General features: G+C 73.9%; 16 protein-coding genes, 1 other RNA gene and 1 pseudogene. 9 read left to right on the top strand and 9 right to left on the bottom strand.

Annotation, left to right across the window (positions count from 1 at the left end; translation table 11 throughout):
• Positions 1-12 precede the first annotated feature (12 nt).
• Genes ACH4D3_RS09340 through ACH4D3_RS09350 form a run of 3 tightly spaced genes read right to left on the bottom strand, consistent with a single transcriptional unit; the run spans position 13 to position 2,922 of the window.
• Positions 13-1,245 carry a sensor histidine kinase gene (locus ACH4D3_RS09340; RefSeq protein WP_398318504.1) on the bottom strand — a complete coding sequence of 411 codons (1,233 nt, stop codon included), beginning with the start codon at positions 1,243-1,245 and terminating at the stop codon, positions 13-15.
• Positions 1,246-1,282: 37 nt separating this feature from the next.
• Positions 1,283-1,999: an ABC transporter permease gene (locus ACH4D3_RS09345; RefSeq protein WP_398318507.1), complete on the bottom strand. Its 717-nt coding sequence runs from the start codon at positions 1,997-1,999 to the stop codon at positions 1,283-1,285.
• Entirely contained in the window at positions 1,996-2,922 is a 927-nt protein-coding gene (locus tag ACH4D3_RS09350) for an ABC transporter ATP-binding protein (RefSeq protein WP_398318510.1), read from the bottom strand. Before ACH4D3_RS09350 ends, ACH4D3_RS09345 begins: the two co-directional genes overlap by 4 nt.
• A gap of 203 nt (positions 2,923-3,125) precedes the next feature.
• On the opposite strand from ACH4D3_RS09350, the gene ACH4D3_RS09355 reads away from it, so the two are divergent.
• Positions 3,126-3,992 carry a MaoC/PaaZ C-terminal domain-containing protein gene (locus ACH4D3_RS09355; RefSeq protein ID WP_398318513.1) on the top strand — a complete coding sequence of 289 codons (867 nt, stop codon included), beginning with the start codon at positions 3,126-3,128 and terminating at the stop codon, positions 3,990-3,992.
• 160 nt (positions 3,993-4,152) lie between these two features.
• Here ACH4D3_RS09355 and ACH4D3_RS09360 read toward each other — a convergent pair whose 3' ends face one another.
• Positions 4,153-4,320: a hypothetical protein gene (locus ACH4D3_RS09360; protein WP_398318516.1), complete on the bottom strand. Its 168-nt coding sequence runs from the start codon at positions 4,318-4,320 to the stop codon at positions 4,153-4,155.
• A 97-nt stretch (positions 4,321-4,417) separates the two neighbouring features.
• Positions 4,418-5,695 (bottom strand): hypothetical protein, encoded by a 1,278-nt coding sequence (locus ACH4D3_RS09365; RefSeq protein ID WP_398318519.1) that lies wholly within the window; start codon positions 5,693-5,695, stop codon positions 4,418-4,420.
• 208 nt (positions 5,696-5,903) lie between these two features.
• On the opposite strand from ACH4D3_RS09365, the gene ACH4D3_RS09370 reads away from it, so the two are divergent.
• From ACH4D3_RS09370 to ACH4D3_RS09380, 3 genes are read left to right on the top strand one after another with little or no spacing between them, the layout of a single operon-like run.
• Complete coding sequence (locus tag ACH4D3_RS09370; protein ID WP_398318522.1) at positions 5,904-6,773, top strand: Nif3-like dinuclear metal center hexameric protein; 870 nt, start codon at positions 5,904-5,906, stop codon at positions 6,771-6,773.
• On the top strand, positions 6,770-7,513 hold the full coding sequence (locus ACH4D3_RS09375) for a zinc ribbon domain-containing protein (RefSeq protein ID WP_398318950.1): 744 nt from the start codon (positions 6,770-6,772) through the stop codon (positions 7,511-7,513). Before ACH4D3_RS09370 ends, ACH4D3_RS09375 begins: the two co-directional genes overlap by 4 nt.
• A gap of 11 nt (positions 7,514-7,524) precedes the next feature.
• Positions 7,525-8,988 carry a bifunctional RNase H/acid phosphatase gene (locus ACH4D3_RS09380; protein ID WP_398318524.1) on the top strand — a complete coding sequence of 488 codons (1,464 nt, stop codon included), beginning with the start codon at positions 7,525-7,527 and terminating at the stop codon, positions 8,986-8,988.
• On the opposite strand, the gene eda is transcribed toward ACH4D3_RS09380, so the two are convergent.
• The 4 genes from eda to ACH4D3_RS09400 all read right to left on the bottom strand — a co-directional run bounded on the left by eda (position 8,963) and on the right by ACH4D3_RS09400 (position 11,890).
• Positions 8,963-9,622 carry a bifunctional 4-hydroxy-2-oxoglutarate aldolase/2-dehydro-3-deoxy-phosphogluconate aldolase gene (gene eda, locus ACH4D3_RS09385; RefSeq protein WP_398318527.1) on the bottom strand — a complete coding sequence of 220 codons (660 nt, stop codon included), beginning with the start codon at positions 9,620-9,622 and terminating at the stop codon, positions 8,963-8,965. The two genes, ACH4D3_RS09380 and eda, sit on opposite strands and share 26 nt — an antisense overlap.
• Positions 9,623-9,695: 73 nt before the next feature.
• On the bottom strand, positions 9,696-10,478 hold the full coding sequence (yaaA, locus tag ACH4D3_RS09390) for a peroxide stress protein YaaA (protein ID WP_398318530.1): 783 nt from the start codon (positions 10,476-10,478) through the stop codon (positions 9,696-9,698).
• Between the two features lie 39 nt (positions 10,479-10,517).
• Positions 10,518-11,132: a hypothetical protein gene (locus tag ACH4D3_RS09395; RefSeq protein ID WP_398318533.1), complete on the bottom strand. Its 615-nt coding sequence runs from the start codon at positions 11,130-11,132 to the stop codon at positions 10,518-10,520.
• Positions 11,129-11,890, bottom strand: coding sequence for a MerR family transcriptional regulator (locus tag ACH4D3_RS09400; RefSeq protein WP_398318536.1), 762 nt, complete (start codon positions 11,888-11,890; stop codon positions 11,129-11,131). Before ACH4D3_RS09400 ends, ACH4D3_RS09395 begins: the two co-directional genes overlap by 4 nt.
• A gap of 131 nt (positions 11,891-12,021) precedes the next feature.
• On the opposite strand from ACH4D3_RS09400, the gene ACH4D3_RS09405 reads away from it, so the two are divergent.
• The 5 genes and pseudogenes from ACH4D3_RS09405 to ACH4D3_RS09425 all read left to right on the top strand — a co-directional run bounded on the left by ACH4D3_RS09405 (position 12,022) and on the right by ACH4D3_RS09425 (position 15,380).
• The gene (locus tag ACH4D3_RS09405; RefSeq protein WP_398318539.1) at positions 12,022-12,594 is read left to right on the top strand and encodes a Uma2 family endonuclease; all 573 of its coding nucleotides are present in this window, start codon (positions 12,022-12,024) and stop codon (positions 12,592-12,594) included.
• Between the two features lie 24 nt (positions 12,595-12,618).
• A complete protein-coding gene (locus tag ACH4D3_RS09410) occupies positions 12,619-13,458 on the top strand; it encodes an AraC family ligand binding domain-containing protein (protein WP_398318542.1) in 840 nt (279 codons plus the stop codon).
• A 19-nt stretch (positions 13,459-13,477) separates the two neighbouring features.
• Positions 13,478-14,305: pseudogene (locus tag ACH4D3_RS09415) on the top strand (DMT family transporter); the annotation flags it as partial.
• Between the two features lie 67 nt (positions 14,306-14,372).
• Positions 14,373-14,776, top strand: an RNA gene (gene rnpB / locus ACH4D3_RS09420) — RNase P RNA component class A.
• A gap of 199 nt (positions 14,777-14,975) precedes the next feature.
• On the top strand, positions 14,976-15,380 hold the full coding sequence (locus ACH4D3_RS09425; protein WP_398318545.1) for a hypothetical protein: 405 nt from the start codon (positions 14,976-14,978) through the stop codon (positions 15,378-15,380).
• Positions 15,381-15,452 lie beyond the last annotated feature (72 nt).

Raw genomic sequence — 15,452 nt, forward strand, 5'->3', positions numbered from 1 at the left:
ACGGCACGGGTGCTACGCCGGTGCGCCCACCGGTTTCCCCTCCGCCAGAACCGGCAGCTCCGCCGTCACCGAGAACCCGCCCCGCGGTTCCACCCCCGCCGTCAGCGACCCGCCCGCCGTGGCGAGGCGTTCCCTGAGCCCGGTCAGACCGGTGCCCGGCCCCTGGGTGGAGAGGGCGGCGCCCGTGCCGTTGTCCGTGACCGTCAGCCGGACCCGGTCCGCGCTGCCCGCGACCGCGATCTCGCACCGGCTCGCCCCGCTGTGCCGTACGACGTTGGTGACCGCCTCCCGCACCACCCACCCCAGCAGCGCCTCCGCCTGCGGCGGCAGCGGCGGGCCGGAGCGGCGCACCACCGGGTCCACGTCGGCCGCGCTCAGCGCGGAGCGCGCCCGGTCCAGCTCGGTGCCGAGGCTGCCCTCCCGGTAGCCGGTGACCGCCTCGCGGACCTCGGTCAGCGCCTGACGGCCGACCGACTCGATGTCCGTGATCTGGGTCAGCGCCGCGTCCAGGTCGCGGGGCGCCAGCCGGCGGGCGGCCTCCGACTTGACCACGATCACCGACAGCGTGTGCCCCAGCAGGTCGTGCAGGTCCCGCGAGAACCGCAGCCGCTCCTCCGCCACCGCCCGCGTGGCCAGTTCCTCCCGGGCGGCCCGCAACTGCCGTACGGCGTCGGACAGGCTCAGGATCGCGGCCGTCACCATCGTCGACAGGAAGGTCCCGTAGGCGATGTTCAGGCCCGTCCAGCCGTCCTTGACGCCCGCCACCGCACCGGCCACCACCGCGAGCGACCAGCCCCACCGGCCCAGCCACCGGCCGCGCAGCGCCGCCCCCGCGGCCAGGCCGAGCAGCGGGAAGAAGAGCAGCCAACTGCCCCCGTAGGCCAGAGCCAGACCACAGGTCACCAGCGCCATGGCGGCCAACGCCAGCCGCGTGGACGGTGACTCGCGCAACTCCTTGTCGAAGGAGCGGAAGGCGACGTAGATGTAGAGCGAGTTGAAGACGAACAGTCCGAGGCCGCCGATCCAGGGGTTGGCGCTGTTCCCCTGGAAGATGTTCGCCAGGCTGCCCAGGCCCATCAGCAGCCACGGCAGCAGCGTGAAACCGGTGGGCGGCGGCCCCATCCGCCCGCCCGCCCCGGCCGCAGCGCCCGCTCCGGCAGGGTCTGCCGGATCCGACTGCCGTGCCAGCTGCCACGCGTCCAGGCGGCACGACATCCTGCGCAGCCGCCCTCGGGTCCCGGTCATCGGTGTCGGCTCCCTTCCACTTCGGCGCCCGCGGCGCTCAGTCGTTCGCCGCGCCGCGGCGGTAGGACAGGACGGCGTACGCGCCGAAGGCCAGCAGCCACCCCGTCAGGACGAGAATGGCACCCGCGGGAGGCGCGTGCCCCGTGGCGACCGAGGTGCCCAGCTGCGCGAAGCGGTTGGTCGGGGTGTACGCCGACACCGTGCGCAGCCACTCCGGGAACAGCACCAGCGGGAACCACAGCCCGCCGAGCACCGCGAGACCCAGATTGGCCACCATGTTCGCCACGCCCGTGGTCTGCCCGGTCAGCCGGTAGCCGTTGCCCAGCCCCAGCAGCGTGAACGGCACCGACCCGAGCCACAGCAGCAGCGCCAGCGCCGCCCACTGCCAGGCGTGCAGCCGTACGCCGTTGAGCAGGCCGCCCGCGGCGAGCACGGCGGTGATCGCGGGCAGCACGGTGACCGATGCGGTCAGGGCACGGCCCACGACCACCTGGTGCGGGCGCATCGGAGTCACCCGCAACTGCCGCAGCCAGCCGATGGCCCGGTCCTCGGCGACCCCGCCGCCGGTGTTGAGGGCGGAGCCGACCGCGCCGTACGCGGCCATGCCGACCATCGCGCCGGTCTTCCACTCGCCCGCGTCGCCCCCGAGGTTGGTGAACAGCAGGTACATCAGCACCGGCATGGCGATCCCGCCGACGACGAAGCCGGGGTCGCGCAGGGTGCGGCGCGTCTCAAGGATCAGGTAGTCCCTCATCGCACGCTCTCCTTCTCCGGCACCGGTGCCGCGGTCGTCAGGGCCAGGAACGCGTCGTCCAGGGACGCGGGGGCGACCTCCAGGCCGCGTATCGCGCCGAGCCGCGCGAGGGCGATCACGGTCGCGTCGGAGTCCTCGGTGCGCAGCAGCGCGCGGTCCCCGCGCACCTCCATCGAGCGGACCCCGGGCAGCAGCGTCAGGTCCTCGGTGGCCCGCCCGGCCAGGTCGAAGGAGACGCGGCTGCCGCCCGCCGCCCGGCGCAGCTCGTCACCGGTGCCGTCGGCGACGATCCGTCCCCGGTCGACGACCAGGATCCGGTCGGCGTGCGCCTCGGCCTCCTCCAGGTAGTGGGTGGAGAACAGGACCGTGCTGCCGCGCCGGGCGTACGCCCGCATCGACTGCCAGAAGGCGTGCCGGGCCTCCACGTCCAGGGCCGCCGTCGGTTCGTCCAGGACCAGCAGGTCGGGGCGGCCGGCCAGGGCGAGCGCGAACCGCACCCGCTGGGTCTGCCCGCCGGACAGCCGGTCCACGCGCCGCCCGGCCAACCGCTCGATCCCGGCCAGCTCCAGGGCCTGCCCGACCGGCATCGGCGCCGGATAGCGGCCGGCCACGAAGGCCACCAGCTCGCCCACCGTGACCCTGGGCACCGCCCGCGCCTCCTGGAGCATCGCGCCCACCCGGCCGGCTCGCACGGCACGCTCCGGAGATCCGCCGAACAGCTCCACGGTGCCCGCGTCGGGCGGGCACAGCCCGAGCAGCAGCGCGATCGTCGTCGACTTGCCCGCGCCGTTGCGGCCGAGCAGCGCGACCGTCTCGCCGCACCCGATGCGCAGGTCCACGCCGTCGACGGCGCGGACGTCGCCGTAGGCCTTGGCCGCTCCCGTGAAGGCTACGGCGGGGGTGGTGCCCTCTGTCGGTCTCATACCGGTGACGCTACGGAGTCGGCCCGGACGGGCGGCAGATGCGGTTGTCCGGAGTCGGCGATGACAAATGTCATGGGCGGCCGGCGTCCCGTACGGTCGGGGCTGTCCGTGATCGTCGTCGTGCCCGGGGTGGTGTGTCCGGGTCGTCGTGCCCGGGGCGTTGTGTCCGGTTCGTCGTGCCCGGGAGGAGCAGGAGGGACACCATGCCCATCGACGCAGCCGGGGCGCTCGCCGCCGCACCCCGGGTCCGTGAGATCGCCTGGGACCACAAGGACGTCCAGCTCTACCACCTCGGCATCGGCGCCGGACGGCCCGCCACCGACCCGCGCGAGCTGCGCTACACCCTGGAGTCCCGGCTGCACGTCCTGCCGAGCTTCGCGACGGTGGCCGGCGGCGGCGCCCCGGGGGTGATCGGCACCCTGTCCGCACCCGGCGTCGACGTCGACCTCGCCCGCGTCCTGCACGGCGGGCAGCGGCTGCGCCTGCACCGGCCCGTCCCGGTGCGGGGCCGGGCGAGCGCGGCCTCGCGCGTCGTCGCCGTGCACGACAAGGGCACCGCGGCCGTCCTCGTACTGCGCACCGAGGTCACCGACGCGGACGGGCCGCTGTGGACCGACGAGGCCGAGGTCTTCGTACGCGGGGAAGGCGGCTGGGGCGGTGACCGGGGCCCGTCCGGGCGCCCCTCGCCACCGCCCGCCGACCCGCCGGACCAGGTCGTGGAACGGGCCGTACGGGAGGACCAGGCGCTGCTCTACCGGCTCTCCGGCGACTGGAACCCCCTGCACGCCGACCCGGAGTTCGCGGCCCGGGCCGGCTTCGAACGGCCCGTGCTGCACGGCCTGTGCACCTACGGCGCCACACTCAAGGCGGTCGTCGACACGCTGCTGGACGGCGACGTGACCCGGGTGCGCGACTACCGCACGCGGTTCGCCGGGGTGGTGTACCCGGGGGAGACGCTGCGGGTGCGGATGTGGCGGACCGCCGGGACGGGGGAGGCGCGGGTGGCGGTGAGCGCCGTGGAGCGCGACGACGCGCCCGTCCTCGCCGACACGGTCGTCCGGTACGGGTGACGACAACCGGAAGGCCACAACTGGGAGACGGCAACCTGAAGACGGCAACCTGAAGACGACGACGGCCCCGTCCGCCGGATGCGACGAACGGGGCCGGAGCCGCTTGCTTTCGTGTGCGCCTGTGCCTGGGCTGTGCCCGTGCTTGTCCTTGCGCGGGCCGTCAGGCGGCCGTTTCGGACTCCTCACCCGGCTTGCGGTGGCGGCCCTTGGGGGTCACCACGCCCTCCTGGCTGGAGACCGGTCCGCGGTGCTTGCCGTGGCCGGTGTCGGTCTCGGGAACGTCGGCACCGGCGGCCTGCATCGGCTGGGTCGTGCTGGCGTCGTTCATCGGAAGGAATTCACCCCGTCAACATGATCTTTCCTACAGCCGGGCGAGTCTAACCGGCACACCTCGGGTCGAATCCAGGCGGCCACGCCAACCGGCACTACTTCGTTACAAGCCGTGCCAACGGGGCCTGTTGCAGCGGTACGGGGCTGGGTCGCTCGGGTGTGGAGGCGCGCGTCGACGGGTCCGCCGCACCGGGGTCCCCGGACTCGTCCGGACCCGATTCCTCCGCATCCTCCGCATCCTCCGAAGCCGTCACATCCCCAGAGTCCCGCGGGTCTCCCAGGTCCCCCGGGGCTCCCGCATCTCCCGCGTCGTTCGCCTCCTCGGTCCGTCCGCCGCCCGCGTCGGGTGCGGCCAGCCGGGCCACGCCGCACGGCGACTGCGGTGTGGAGCAGGGCAGCCGCAGCTCCCCGTCCGGGGTCCACAGTCCGGCCCCCGTCAACCAGCCCTCGGGGGCGGGCAGATGCCGTACCTGCCGTTCGGCGGGCCGCCACACTCCGACCCAGCTGCCGAACGCGCCGTCCACCCGCAGCGCCACCGCACAGCGTTCCGGGGTGAGCACCTGCCCCGGCTGGATCGCGAACGGCGTCACGACGCAGTCCGGCATGCGCAGGCACTCCGGGAAGCGCACCGGCAGCGTGCTGCCGAGCACGCCCCAGCCGAGCCGCTCGCGCCCAGGCGAGGCGGCGTCCGAGCCGATCAGCACCAGCCCGCTGTCGGGGTCGGCCAGCAGGAGCCGGTCGTCGCTGTCCGCGGCGATCTGCAGCAGCGGCGAGACCTCGCCGCCCCGTTCCAGGTCCACCACGACCGCCTTGGTGCGCCCGCCGGTCTCCCGGTCCACCGCCAGCATCCGGCCCGTGCGGTCCAGCCACACCCCGCCCGAGCAGCGGCCGGGGATCTCGGCCACCCGCTCCGGTCCGAAGGCGCCGCCCGCGACCTGCCACAGCACCGTCGCCCGCGGACCGGCCGCGAGGGCGTACGCCCGCTCGCCGCCCGGGGCCGGCGGCAGCAACCGCAGTCCGGTGGTGTCCGCCGGGCACTCGACCGCGCCGAGCGGCAGCTCGCCGGTGCCGGGCCCGGTCGGGTACAGCAGCGCGAAGACGTGCCGTCCGGCGGCGACGCGGTGCACCAGGACCCGCCCGTCGCCCATCGGCTGCACCTCGGTGCCCGCCTCCTCGGGCTGGTTGCCCGGCAGCGGCACCGCGTACGGCTCGGGGCCGTCCAGGGTCCAGCGCTCCGGGTACCAGGAGTCGCCGTCCTGCCCGCTCCGGGCGAGACGCGCGGCGTAGGCACCCGCCGCGGTGATGCTGCAGCCCGCCCGCGGGGCACCGCTGTTCCCAGGGTCCGCCGAGGGCTCGATCGCACAGGCCGTCATCGTTCGGTCACCTCCGGCGACGAAGCTAGTTTTCGTACGCACGGGCGGGGGACCGGAGCGGCCCCCATCACACATACGTGTGTCACAGGAACGATTCGCCTGAGGGAAGGGCACGGTGTGTGCTGCGCCGGACCGGCCGGTCGCGGGGGCGGGCGGGTAGTGCGTCCGCGGGTACAACGGCGCAGGACCTCCAGGTAGCCTTGCAGGCGTGCCCCGTCTGTCAGAAGTCATCGCCGCGCTGGACAACCTGTGGCCCGCCGAGCGGGCCGAGTCCTGGGACGCGGTCGGCACCGTCGTGGGCGAGCCCGACCAGGAGGTGTCCCGGGTCCTGTTCGCGGTGGACCCCGTCCAGGAGACCGTCGACGAGGCGGTGAAGCTCGGCGCCGACCTGCTCGTCACCCACCACCCGCTGTACCTGCGCGGGACGACCACGGTCGCGGCGTCCACCTTCAAGGGCCGCGTGGTGCACACGCTCATCAAGAACGACATCGCCCTGCACGTCGCCCACACCAACGCCGACACCGCCGATCCGGGCGTCTCCGACGCGCTGGCCGGCGCCCTCGACCTGAACGTCGTACGGCCCCTGGTGCCGGACCCGAGCGACCCCGAGGGGCGCCGGGGCCTGGGCAGGGTGTGCGAGCTGACGCATCCCCTGACGGTCCGCGAGCTGGCCGCCCGCGCCGCCGAGCGGCTGCCCGCCACGGCGCAGGGCATCCGGGTCGCCGGCGACCCGGAGGCGACCGTGCGCACCGTTGCCGTCAGCGGCGGCTCCGGCGACAGCCTCTTCGACCACGTGCGGGCGGCCGGTGTCGACGCCTTCCTCACCGCGGACCTGCGCCACCACCCCGCTTCCGAGTTCTCCGCGGACCGCGCGGCCCGTCGTCCCCTCGCGCTGCTCGACGCGGCGCACTGGGCCACCGAGTGGCCCTGGTGCGAGCTGGGTGCCGCCCAGCTCGACGAGATCTCCGACCGCAACGGCTGGGACCTCAGGGTCCACGTCTCGAAGACGGTCACCGACCCCTGGACCGCCCACGTGGCGTCCGCCCCGACCTCTAGCGCAATGGGAGCCCCCAACTGAAAGCCGCGCCCGCCGACCAGATCCGACTCCTCGACGTCCAGGGCCTCGACACGCGGCTCCAGCAGCTCGCGCACAAGCGCCGGTCCCTGCCCGAGCACGCCGAGATCGAGTCGCTGACCAAGGACCACACCCAGCTGCGCGACCTGCTCGTGGCCGCGCAGACCGAGGAGAGCGACTGCGCCCGCGAGCAGACCAAGGCCGAGCAGGACGTGGACCAGGTGCGCCAGCGCGCCGGCCGCGACCAGCAGCGCCTGGACTCCGGCGCCGTCACCTCCCCGAAGGACCTGGAGAACCTCCAGCGCGAGATCGCCTCCCTCGCCAAGCGCCAGGGCGACCTCGAGGACGTCGTCCTGGAGGTGATGGAGCGCCGCGAGTCCGCGCAGGAGCGGGTCGCCGAGCTGACCGAGCGGGTCGGCGCGGTCCAGGGCAAGATCGACGACGCCACCGCGCGCCGGGACGCGGCCGTCGAGGAGCTGGACGGGGAGGCGGCCTCGGTGACCAAGGAGCGCGAGGTCATCGCGGGCTCCGTCCCGGACGACCTGCTGAAGCTCTACGACAAGCTGCGCGAGCAGCAGGGCGGCGTCGGCGCGGCCAAGCTGTACCAGCGCAGCTGCCAGGGGTGCCGCCAGGAGCTGGCCATCACCGAGCTGAGCGAGATCCGTTCCTCGGCGCCCGACACGGTCGTACGCTGCGAGAACTGCCGACGCATCCTGGTGCGTACGGCCGACTCCGGGCTGTAGGCGGCGGTCCGGTGGCTGACCAGGCGCCGCGTCCCGCGCGGGAGTTCGTCGTCGAGGCCGACGGCGGGTCGCGGGGCAACCCGGGGCCCGCGGGCTACGGCGCGGTGGTCCTCGACCCGGCGACGGGGGAGGCCCTGATGGAGGCCGCCGAGTACCTCGGCGTGGTCACGAACAACGTGGCCGAGTACCGGGGCCTGCTGGCCGGCCTGCGCGCGGCCGCGGCACTGGACCCGGACGCCGCGGTGCACGTCCGCATGGACTCCAAGCTCGTGGTCGAGCAGATGTCGGGGCGCTGGAAGATCAAGCACCCCGACATGAAGCCGCTGGCGGCCGAGGCGGCCCGCGTCTTCCCGCCCGGCCGCGTGACGTACGAGTGGATCCCCCGCGCCAGCAACAAGCACGCCGACCGCCTGGCCAACGAGGCGATGGACGCGGGCGCGCGCGGCGAGGTGTGGTCGCCGTCCGACTCGACGGCGGAACTGGACGCGGCCGCCGCCGCAGACCGCGCCGCACCCGCCGGGACCGAAGGCGGCGACGGGGGCGATGGGGGCGACGGCGGGGACGGTGGGGAGTCCGCCCCGGACGGGGGCGGAGTGGCGGCGGGCGAGCGCCTCGCGCGGGCGGCCCGGGCCGGCGTCGAAGCCGCGTCAACCGATGCGGGACCGCGCGCCCCCATCGGTGCTCCCCCCATCGGTGCTCCCGCCACCGGCGCTCCCCGCACCGGCGCTTCCGGCACCGGGGCTTCCCGCTCCGGGGCTTCCGGCTCCGGTGTCGGCGCCGAGACCTCGGGCGAGGCCGACGTGCGGGCCGCGAAGGCCGTGGCCTCGCCCGGCTGGGGGCCGCCCGACATGGGTGCCCCCGCCACCTTCGTCCTCCTGCGGCACGGGGAGACGCCGCTCACCCCGCAGAAGCGGTTCTCCGGGAGCGGCGGCAGCGATCCGTCCCTGTCGTCCGTCGGCCGGGAGCAGGCCGAGAGGGTCGCCGCGAGCCTCGCCCGGCGCGGCACGATCGAGGCGATCGTCGCCTCGCCCCTGGCCCGCACCCGGGAGACCGCCGGCATCGTCGCCGCCCGCCTGGGTCTGGAGGTGGCGGTCGAGGAGGGGCTGCGCGAGACCGACTTCGGCGTGTGGGAGGGGCTGACCTTCGGCGAGGTGCGCGAGCGCCACCCCGCGGACCTGGACGCCTGGCTGGCCTCCCCGGACGCGGAGCCGACCGGGGGCGGCGAGAGCTTCGCGGCCACCGGCGCCCGGATCGCCGCCACCCGCGACAAGCTCGTCGCGGCGTACGCGGGCCGCACGGTGCTGCTGGTCTCCCACGTGACGCCGATCAAGACGTTCGTGCGGCTCGCCCTGGGCGCCCCGCCCGAGTCGCTGTTCCGGATGGAACTGTCGGCGGCGTCGCTGTCGGCGGTGGCGTACTACGCGGACGGCGGCGCCAGCGTCCGCCTGTTCAACGAGACGTCCCACCTGCGCTGAGCCCGGCCGCCTCGCGGGCCAGAGCCGCCACGCGCGCCCAGTCCCGGTCGGCCACCGCGTCCTTGGGCAGCATCCAACTGCCCCCGACGCAGCCGACGTTGGGCAGTGCCAGGTACTCCGGCGCGGAGGCCGGGGTGATGCCGCCGGTCGGGCAGAAGCGCGCCTGCGGCAACGGCGCGGCGAGCGCCTTGAGATAGGCGGTGCCGCCCGCCGCCTCGGCCGGGAAGAACTTCATCTCCCGCACCCCGCGCTCCAGCAGCGCCACCACCTCCGACGTGGTGGACACCCCCGGCAGGAACGGCACCCCGGACCCCCGCATCGCCTCCAGCAGCGCGGGCGTCCACCCCGGGCTGACCAGGAACCGCGCCCCGGCCGCCACGACCTCGGCGACCTGCTCCGCGGTGACGACCGTGCCCGCGCCGACCACCGCGTCCGGCACCTCGGCGGCGATGGCCCGGATCGCGTCGAGGGCGACCGGCGTCCGCAGCGTCACCTCGATCGCGGGCAGCCCACCGGCGACGAGCGCCCTGGCGAGCGGCACGGCGTCGGCGAGGTCGTCGACGACCACGACGGGCACGACGGGCGCGAGATCCAGCACCGAGGCGGCGGGGGAGGAGGGCAGCGGAGAACTCATGCCCTCATCGTGCCGCCGAAACGCACTCTCTGCAATCACCGTTGCAGTGCACGCAACGGCATCGTTCGACCGCTCAGTGGACCTCGTCCACGAGCACGTCCAGCGACCACGGCCGTCCGGCCCTCGCGGGCGCCTCTGCTTCGACCTCGTACCCCAGGTCCCGCAGCGCCTCCACCAGCTCCGCCGGTCCCTCGGGCGCGGTCCCGGCCGCCAGCAGGCTCCGTACGATCCGCCCCTTGGTCGCCTTGTTGAAGTGGCTGACCACCTTCCGGGTCGGCGCGTGCAGCACCCGCACGGTCGCCGTGCGCGCGGCGACCTCGCCCTTCGGCTTCCAGGCCGCCGCGTACGCCGCCGAACGCAGGTCCAGCACCAGCCCGCCCCCGGCCGCCTCCGGCAGCACCTCGGCCATCGGCGCCCGCCAGTGCGCGCCCAGCGCCCCGAGACCGGGCAGCTTCACACCCATCGAGCACCGGTAGGAGGGGATCCGGTCGGTCACCCGCACGGCACCCCACAGTCCCGAGAACACCAGCAGCGACCTGGCCGCCCGCCGCTTGGCGGCGGCGTCCAGCGAGGCCAGGTCCAGCGCGTCGTACAGCACACCGGTGTAGATCTCCCCGGCCGGACGCGCACCCGCCGTCAGCAGCTCCATGTTCTTGGCGACCTCGCCGCGCAGCCCCTCGCTCAGCCCGAGTACCTCGCGCGCCTTCTCCTCGTCGCCGGCGCACAGCTCCACCAGCTCGCCGAGGACGGCCTCCCGGGCCGCGGTGAGCCCCGGCAGGGACAGCGACCCGGTCTTCAGCGGGGCGCCCCGGCCGGACGCGGCCTTCCCCTCGGACGGCGGCAGCAGGACAAGCACACGTACTCCTTCACATCGGGCCGGCTCCCCAGCCCCCGGTCAGGGTACGGCGTCCCCCGCCCGCGCCCGCTCGACGGCCCGTACCAGGGCCCCGGGGTCGTCGGCGTGACACCGCACCACGCGCACCTCGCGCCGGCGCCCGAAGAAGGAGACGTGGGCGACGGGCTCGGCGAGCTCGACGGTGACGGAGGTCTGGGACCCCACGGCGAGAGCGAGTTCCCCGTCGGCGGGCTCGTGCGTCGTGCGCAGCTCGCGCCGGACGGAGGTGATCCGCTCCAGCGGTATCCGCAGATCGACGTGGAGGGCCCGGCGGATGCGCAGCACGCCCGCACCCGGGTCCAGAACATGCGGCCGGACCACGGACGCGGCGTGCAGCCCGACCACCATCACGACGGTGTACACGTTCAGCACCAGCATCACATGGTGCACGGCGGGCCAGTCCCGCAGCAGCACGGACATCATCACGGACTCGACGACACACACGAACCCGAACCCGGCCATCATCACGCCCTGCCCCCGCGCGTACCCGAAGACGGCCCCGCCGGGCACCACCCCGTGGGCCCGCCGGGCGGCCCACAGCCACAGGCTCGCCCACAGCCGCAGCTCGTGCCGGACCAGCAGGGACGGAAGCGCGGTGAAACCGTTGCCCCTCACGGCCGCCGTCCCCGGGAGGCGATCTCCATGGCCTGCCGGACCGCCTCCGCCTGGGCCGGGGCGAAGTCGGCGTACAGGGCGCGCAGCAGACCGTGGCCGGGGTCGAGGTCGAAGCCCTCCTCAGGCAGCAGCTCGGCGGGCATGCAGTCGGCGAGTACGCGGGCCGCCTCCGCCACGCGGGGGTCGTCGGCGCCGGCGTCGGCCAGCTCGTCGAGCAGCGCATAGGCGCGGCGGGCCCGGGCCGCCGCCTCCGGCGAGTCCAGGGCGCCGCGCATCGCGGCCAGCAGCCCGTCCCGTTCCTCGGGGGCGACGGTGCTCTCCAGCAGCGCCAGCATCTCCCGGTCCCGCAGGGCCATCGGCGAGCCGGACACGTCCCCGATCCCGGCGAACAGCCCGGCCAGCTCGGGCGAGACCGGCCCCTCGGGCGGTACCCCGCCCTCCGCCTCCAGCAGCGCCCGCAACCGCGCCCGACGGTCCCGGATCGCCGCCTCCTGCCGCGCGAGATCCGCGTCCAGCTCCTCCAGCACCTCGGTCAGGTCCTTCCCGGCCTCGTCCGCGAGCACGTCCCGCACCTCCGCGAGCCCGAGCCCCAGCTCGGTCAGCCGCCGGATCCGGGCCAGCACGACGACGTGCCGCAGGGTGTACGTCCGATACCCGTTGGCCAGCCGCTCCGGCTCGGGCAGCAGGCCCTGGTGGTGGTAGTGCCGCACGGTCCGCGTGGTGACGCCGACCACATCGGCGAGTTCTCCGATCCGCATGCCCCCAGTAGAAACGTTGACGTTGCGACAGGGTCAAGCGACCACGATCGAGGGAACCGATCGCCTGCTCGCGGACAGCGGCGGAGTGGCTGCACGATCATGGCCGGCGAGGAACGAAGGGGAGGTCCGCCTTGGCGACGACGCATGATCCGATCTCACAGCGGCTGCTCGTGGAATGGTTCGTCGAGCTGCAAGCTCCCACGGGCTTCCGGGCGGAACTCGTCGAGGGCAAGTTCGCCCTCACACCGCCGCCGGACGGACATCATGAGCACTGCATCAGCCGGATCCTGAGCCAGATGCACAGGCGGTCGCGAGCCGCGCTGCAGTTCTCCGCGCACAAGGGCCTGACCTTGCAGAACGCGGAAGGACAACCCCTGGACCACGTGATCCCGGACGGCACCTTCGTCCCCCGCGAGCTTCGGCTGTTCCGCGGGGCAGCGCCCTGGATGCCGTGCAAAGGCGTCACCCTGGTGCTGGAGGTGACGTCCCCGTGTCGGCGGACCGACCGCGAGACCAAACACCGTGCGTACGCGCGTGGCGGCATTCCGTTCTACCTGCTCGTCGACCGTCAGGAGTCGTCGGTCACGCTGTTCAGCGAACCAGGCCACGACGACTACCAGCAGCACTGCACCGTCGCCTTCGGAAAGCGGCTGACCCTCCCCGCCCCCTTCTCCTTCGACCTGGACACCACCGACTTCCTCTGATCCCGTAGGGGCAGGGGGTGGTCGGTGGTGGACGCGCGAGGCGAGCAAGCACGCTGGACGAGGGCACGGCTAGGGACGGCCGGCCCTCCCCTCGACCTCCTTACCGCTCGCTTCGACCGGCACGTCTACGCTCCGCACGCACACGACGAGTACACGGTCGGCGTCACCGTGGGCGGGCTGGAGGTCATCGCCTACCGGGGCGGGCACATTCACTCGGGGCCGGGCTCCATCGTCGTTCTGGAACCGGGCGAGGTGCACACAGGCGGCCCCGCCGCCCCCGAGGGCTACTCGTACCGAGCCCTGTACGCGGCCCCGAACCTCCTCACCGACGGTGCCCGGCCGGGCACCGCCTTCCCGCACTTCCGTGAACCCGTCCTCGACGACCCGGAACTCGCCGCCGCCCTGCGCGCCGCGCACACGGACCTGGCCCGCTGCCCCGACCCCCTGGAGGCGGAGTCCCGCCTGCCCTGGCTGCTTGCGGCGCTGGCCCGCCGCCACTCCACGGCCCGCGCGGCCGACGACGCGGTCCCCGGCGCCGACCGCGTCGCCCGCGTCGTACGCGACCGCCTCGCCGGCGAACTCCTCGCCCCGCCGTCCCTGGCGGCCCTCGCCACCGACCTCGGCCTGTCCCGCTACCAACTCCTGCGGGCCTTCCGTACGGCGACGGGGATGCCGCCGTACGCCTGGCTCGCCCAGCACCGGGTGGCCAGGGCGCGCGGGCTCCTGGAGACGGGCCTGCGCCCGGCCGAGGTGGCGGCGCTGGTGGGGTTCGCCGACCAGGCGCACCTGACCCGCTGGTTCCGGCGGGTCCTCGGGGTGACCCCGGCGGCGTACCGCAACAGCGTTCAAGACCGCACCGGGTGAGGCGGCCGAGACTCGCCGCATGACTGCACGCGGCTGGTTTCTGTTCTCCCTGATGGGAGTGGTCTGGGGCGTTCCCTACCTGATGATCAAGGTGGCGGTGGACGAGGTGTCCCCGTCCGGCGTGGTGTTCGCGCGGTGCGCGCTCGGCGCGGCCCTCCTGCTCCCCTTCGCCCTGCGCAAGGGAGACCTCCTGGGCACCGTACGGCGCCACTGGAAGCCGATGCTGGCCTTCGCCGTGATCGAGATCATCGGCCCCTGGGGGACCCTGACGGACGCCGAGCGGCACCTGTCCAGCTCCACCGCCGGGCTGCTGATCGCGGGCGTGCCGATCGTCGCCGTCCTCCTGGCCCGCTTCTTCGGCGCCGAGGAACGGGTCGGCGCCCGCCGGATCACCGGCCTCGGCCTCGGCCTCGGAGGCGTCGCCGTCCTCACCGTCCCGCACATCACCGGAGGCGACGCCCACTCGCTGGCCGAGGTGCTGGTGACGGTCGTCGGTTACGCCACCGCCCCCCTGATCGCCGCCCGCCACCTCAAGGACGTCCCCACCCTCCAGCTCATCACCCCCTGCCTCACCCTGGCCGCCGTCGTCTACGCCCCCGCCGCCTTCCTGACCCGGCCCACCACCCTCCCCTCGGGCGAGGCCCTGGCAGCCCTGGCCGGTCTCGGCCTCGTCTGCACCGCGATCGCCTTCGTGGCCTTCCTGGAGCTGATCAAGGAGGTCGGCCCGACCCGGGCCGGCGTCATCACCTACGTCAACCCGGCGGTCGCCGTCGCCGCGGGCGCCCTCCTGCTGGACGAGGAGCTGACCCTCGGCATCGGCGTCGCCTTCACCCTGATCCTGGCCGGCTCGGTCCTCGCGACCGCCGCCGGTCCGAGGCCGGAGGCCCGCCGGGTACCATGGTCGACACGGCAGACGAGCCGGGCGGGCGGCCGCGTGGAGTCCCTCACGGGACTTCCCGAGGAACGTCCGGGCTCCACAGGGCAGGGTGATGGCTAACGGCCACCCGGGGTGACCCGCGGGACAGTGCCACAGAAAACAGACCGCCGGAGGCTTCGGCCCCCGGTAAGGGTGAAACGGTGGTGTAAGAGACCACCAGTGCCCAGGGCGACCTGGGCAGCTAGGTAAACCCCACCCGGAGCAAGGTCAAGAGGAGCGCCGTGAAAAGCGCTCTGCGCGGACGTTCGAGGGCTGCCCGCCCGAGTCCGCGGGTAGACCGCTGGAGGCCGGTGGCAACGCCGGCCCTAGATGGATGGCCGTCGCCGACGGGACCGCGAGGCCCCGTCGGAACAGAACCCGGCGTACAGCCCGACTCGTCTGCCGCCCTTTGCGGCTCTCCGCGTCCTCGTCAACCCATTGCTCTGCTGCACGAGTTGTAGAAGCGAGTGGGTTACCGCGCTTGATTGAGGCGGCATTCAACCTCTGGCGGGACGTCGCCAAGAGAACCCTTCCGTACTGTCTTCGGCGGCGGTACCGCTTGACCAGCGGGCTTCAGCAGCCGCCCCACACGGGAGGAACCATGACCAAGACCAAGTCGTTTGTCGCCTCGATGGCGGCAACTGCCGCCCTCACCGTCGGCTTCTCCGGCCCTGCCGTGGCCACCGACCAAGGCGCCACCACCGCCCAAGGCAGCAAGTGCACCACCCTGAGGACCAGTAACGGCAAGGGCTCCGTCTATGTCTGCTGGTCCTGGCACAAGAGCGCAAGCGGAAAGTCCTACTACGGCAGCTTCTCCGGAAAGTTCTACGATCACGCCAAGGACGGCAAGTGGGTCATTCTCCAGGCCAAGTGGTCGGGCAAGGGCTGGACCCCCATCCGCACCGCCGCCAACGGAGAATCGTTCTCCGGCGACTACAGCGGCCTCAACGGGCTCAACTTCCGCGCTTGCCTGACCGGCGGCTACTGCGGAACACCCGCATGGTGATGCAGGCTCCGTAACTCGCCCGCGGACGATCCGCCAACGGGCCCCGCTACTTCCTGCGGGGGGGGCGGGGCC

Origin of the sequence: Streptomyces sp. NPDC018026, assembly GCF_044327745.1 — a bacterium.
In the GTDB taxonomy this organism is placed as follows: domain Bacteria; phylum Actinomycetota; class Actinomycetes; order Streptomycetales; family Streptomycetaceae; genus Streptomyces; species Streptomyces rubrogriseus.

Coding starts and splice junctions, on each gene's coding strand:
- ACH4D3_RS09340 (WP_398318504.1), bottom strand. CDS start 1,245: ATGACCGGGACCCGAGGGCGGCTGCGCAGGATGTCGTGCCGCCTGGAC.
- ACH4D3_RS09345 (WP_398318507.1), bottom strand. CDS start 1,999: ATGAGGGACTACCTGATCCTTGAGACGCGCCGCACCCTGCGCGACCCC.
- ACH4D3_RS09350 (WP_398318510.1), bottom strand. CDS start 2,922: ATGAGACCGACAGAGGGCACCACCCCCGCCGTAGCCTTCACGGGAGCG.
- ACH4D3_RS09355 (WP_398318513.1), top strand. CDS start 3,126: ATGCCCATCGACGCAGCCGGGGCGCTCGCCGCCGCACCCCGGGTCCGT.
- ACH4D3_RS09360 (WP_398318516.1), bottom strand. CDS start 4,320: ATGAACGACGCCAGCACGACCCAGCCGATGCAGGCCGCCGGTGCCGAC.
- ACH4D3_RS09365 (WP_398318519.1), bottom strand. CDS start 5,695: ATGACGGCCTGTGCGATCGAGCCCTCGGCGGACCCTGGGAACAGCGGT.
- eda (WP_398318527.1), bottom strand. CDS start 9,622: ATGAGTTCTCCGCTGCCCTCCTCCCCCGCCGCCTCGGTGCTGGATCTC.
- ACH4D3_RS09400 (WP_398318536.1), bottom strand. CDS start 11,890: ATGCGGATCGGAGAACTCGCCGATGTGGTCGGCGTCACCACGCGGACC.
- ACH4D3_RS09425 (WP_398318545.1), top strand. CDS start 14,976: ATGACCAAGACCAAGTCGTTTGTCGCCTCGATGGCGGCAACTGCCGCC.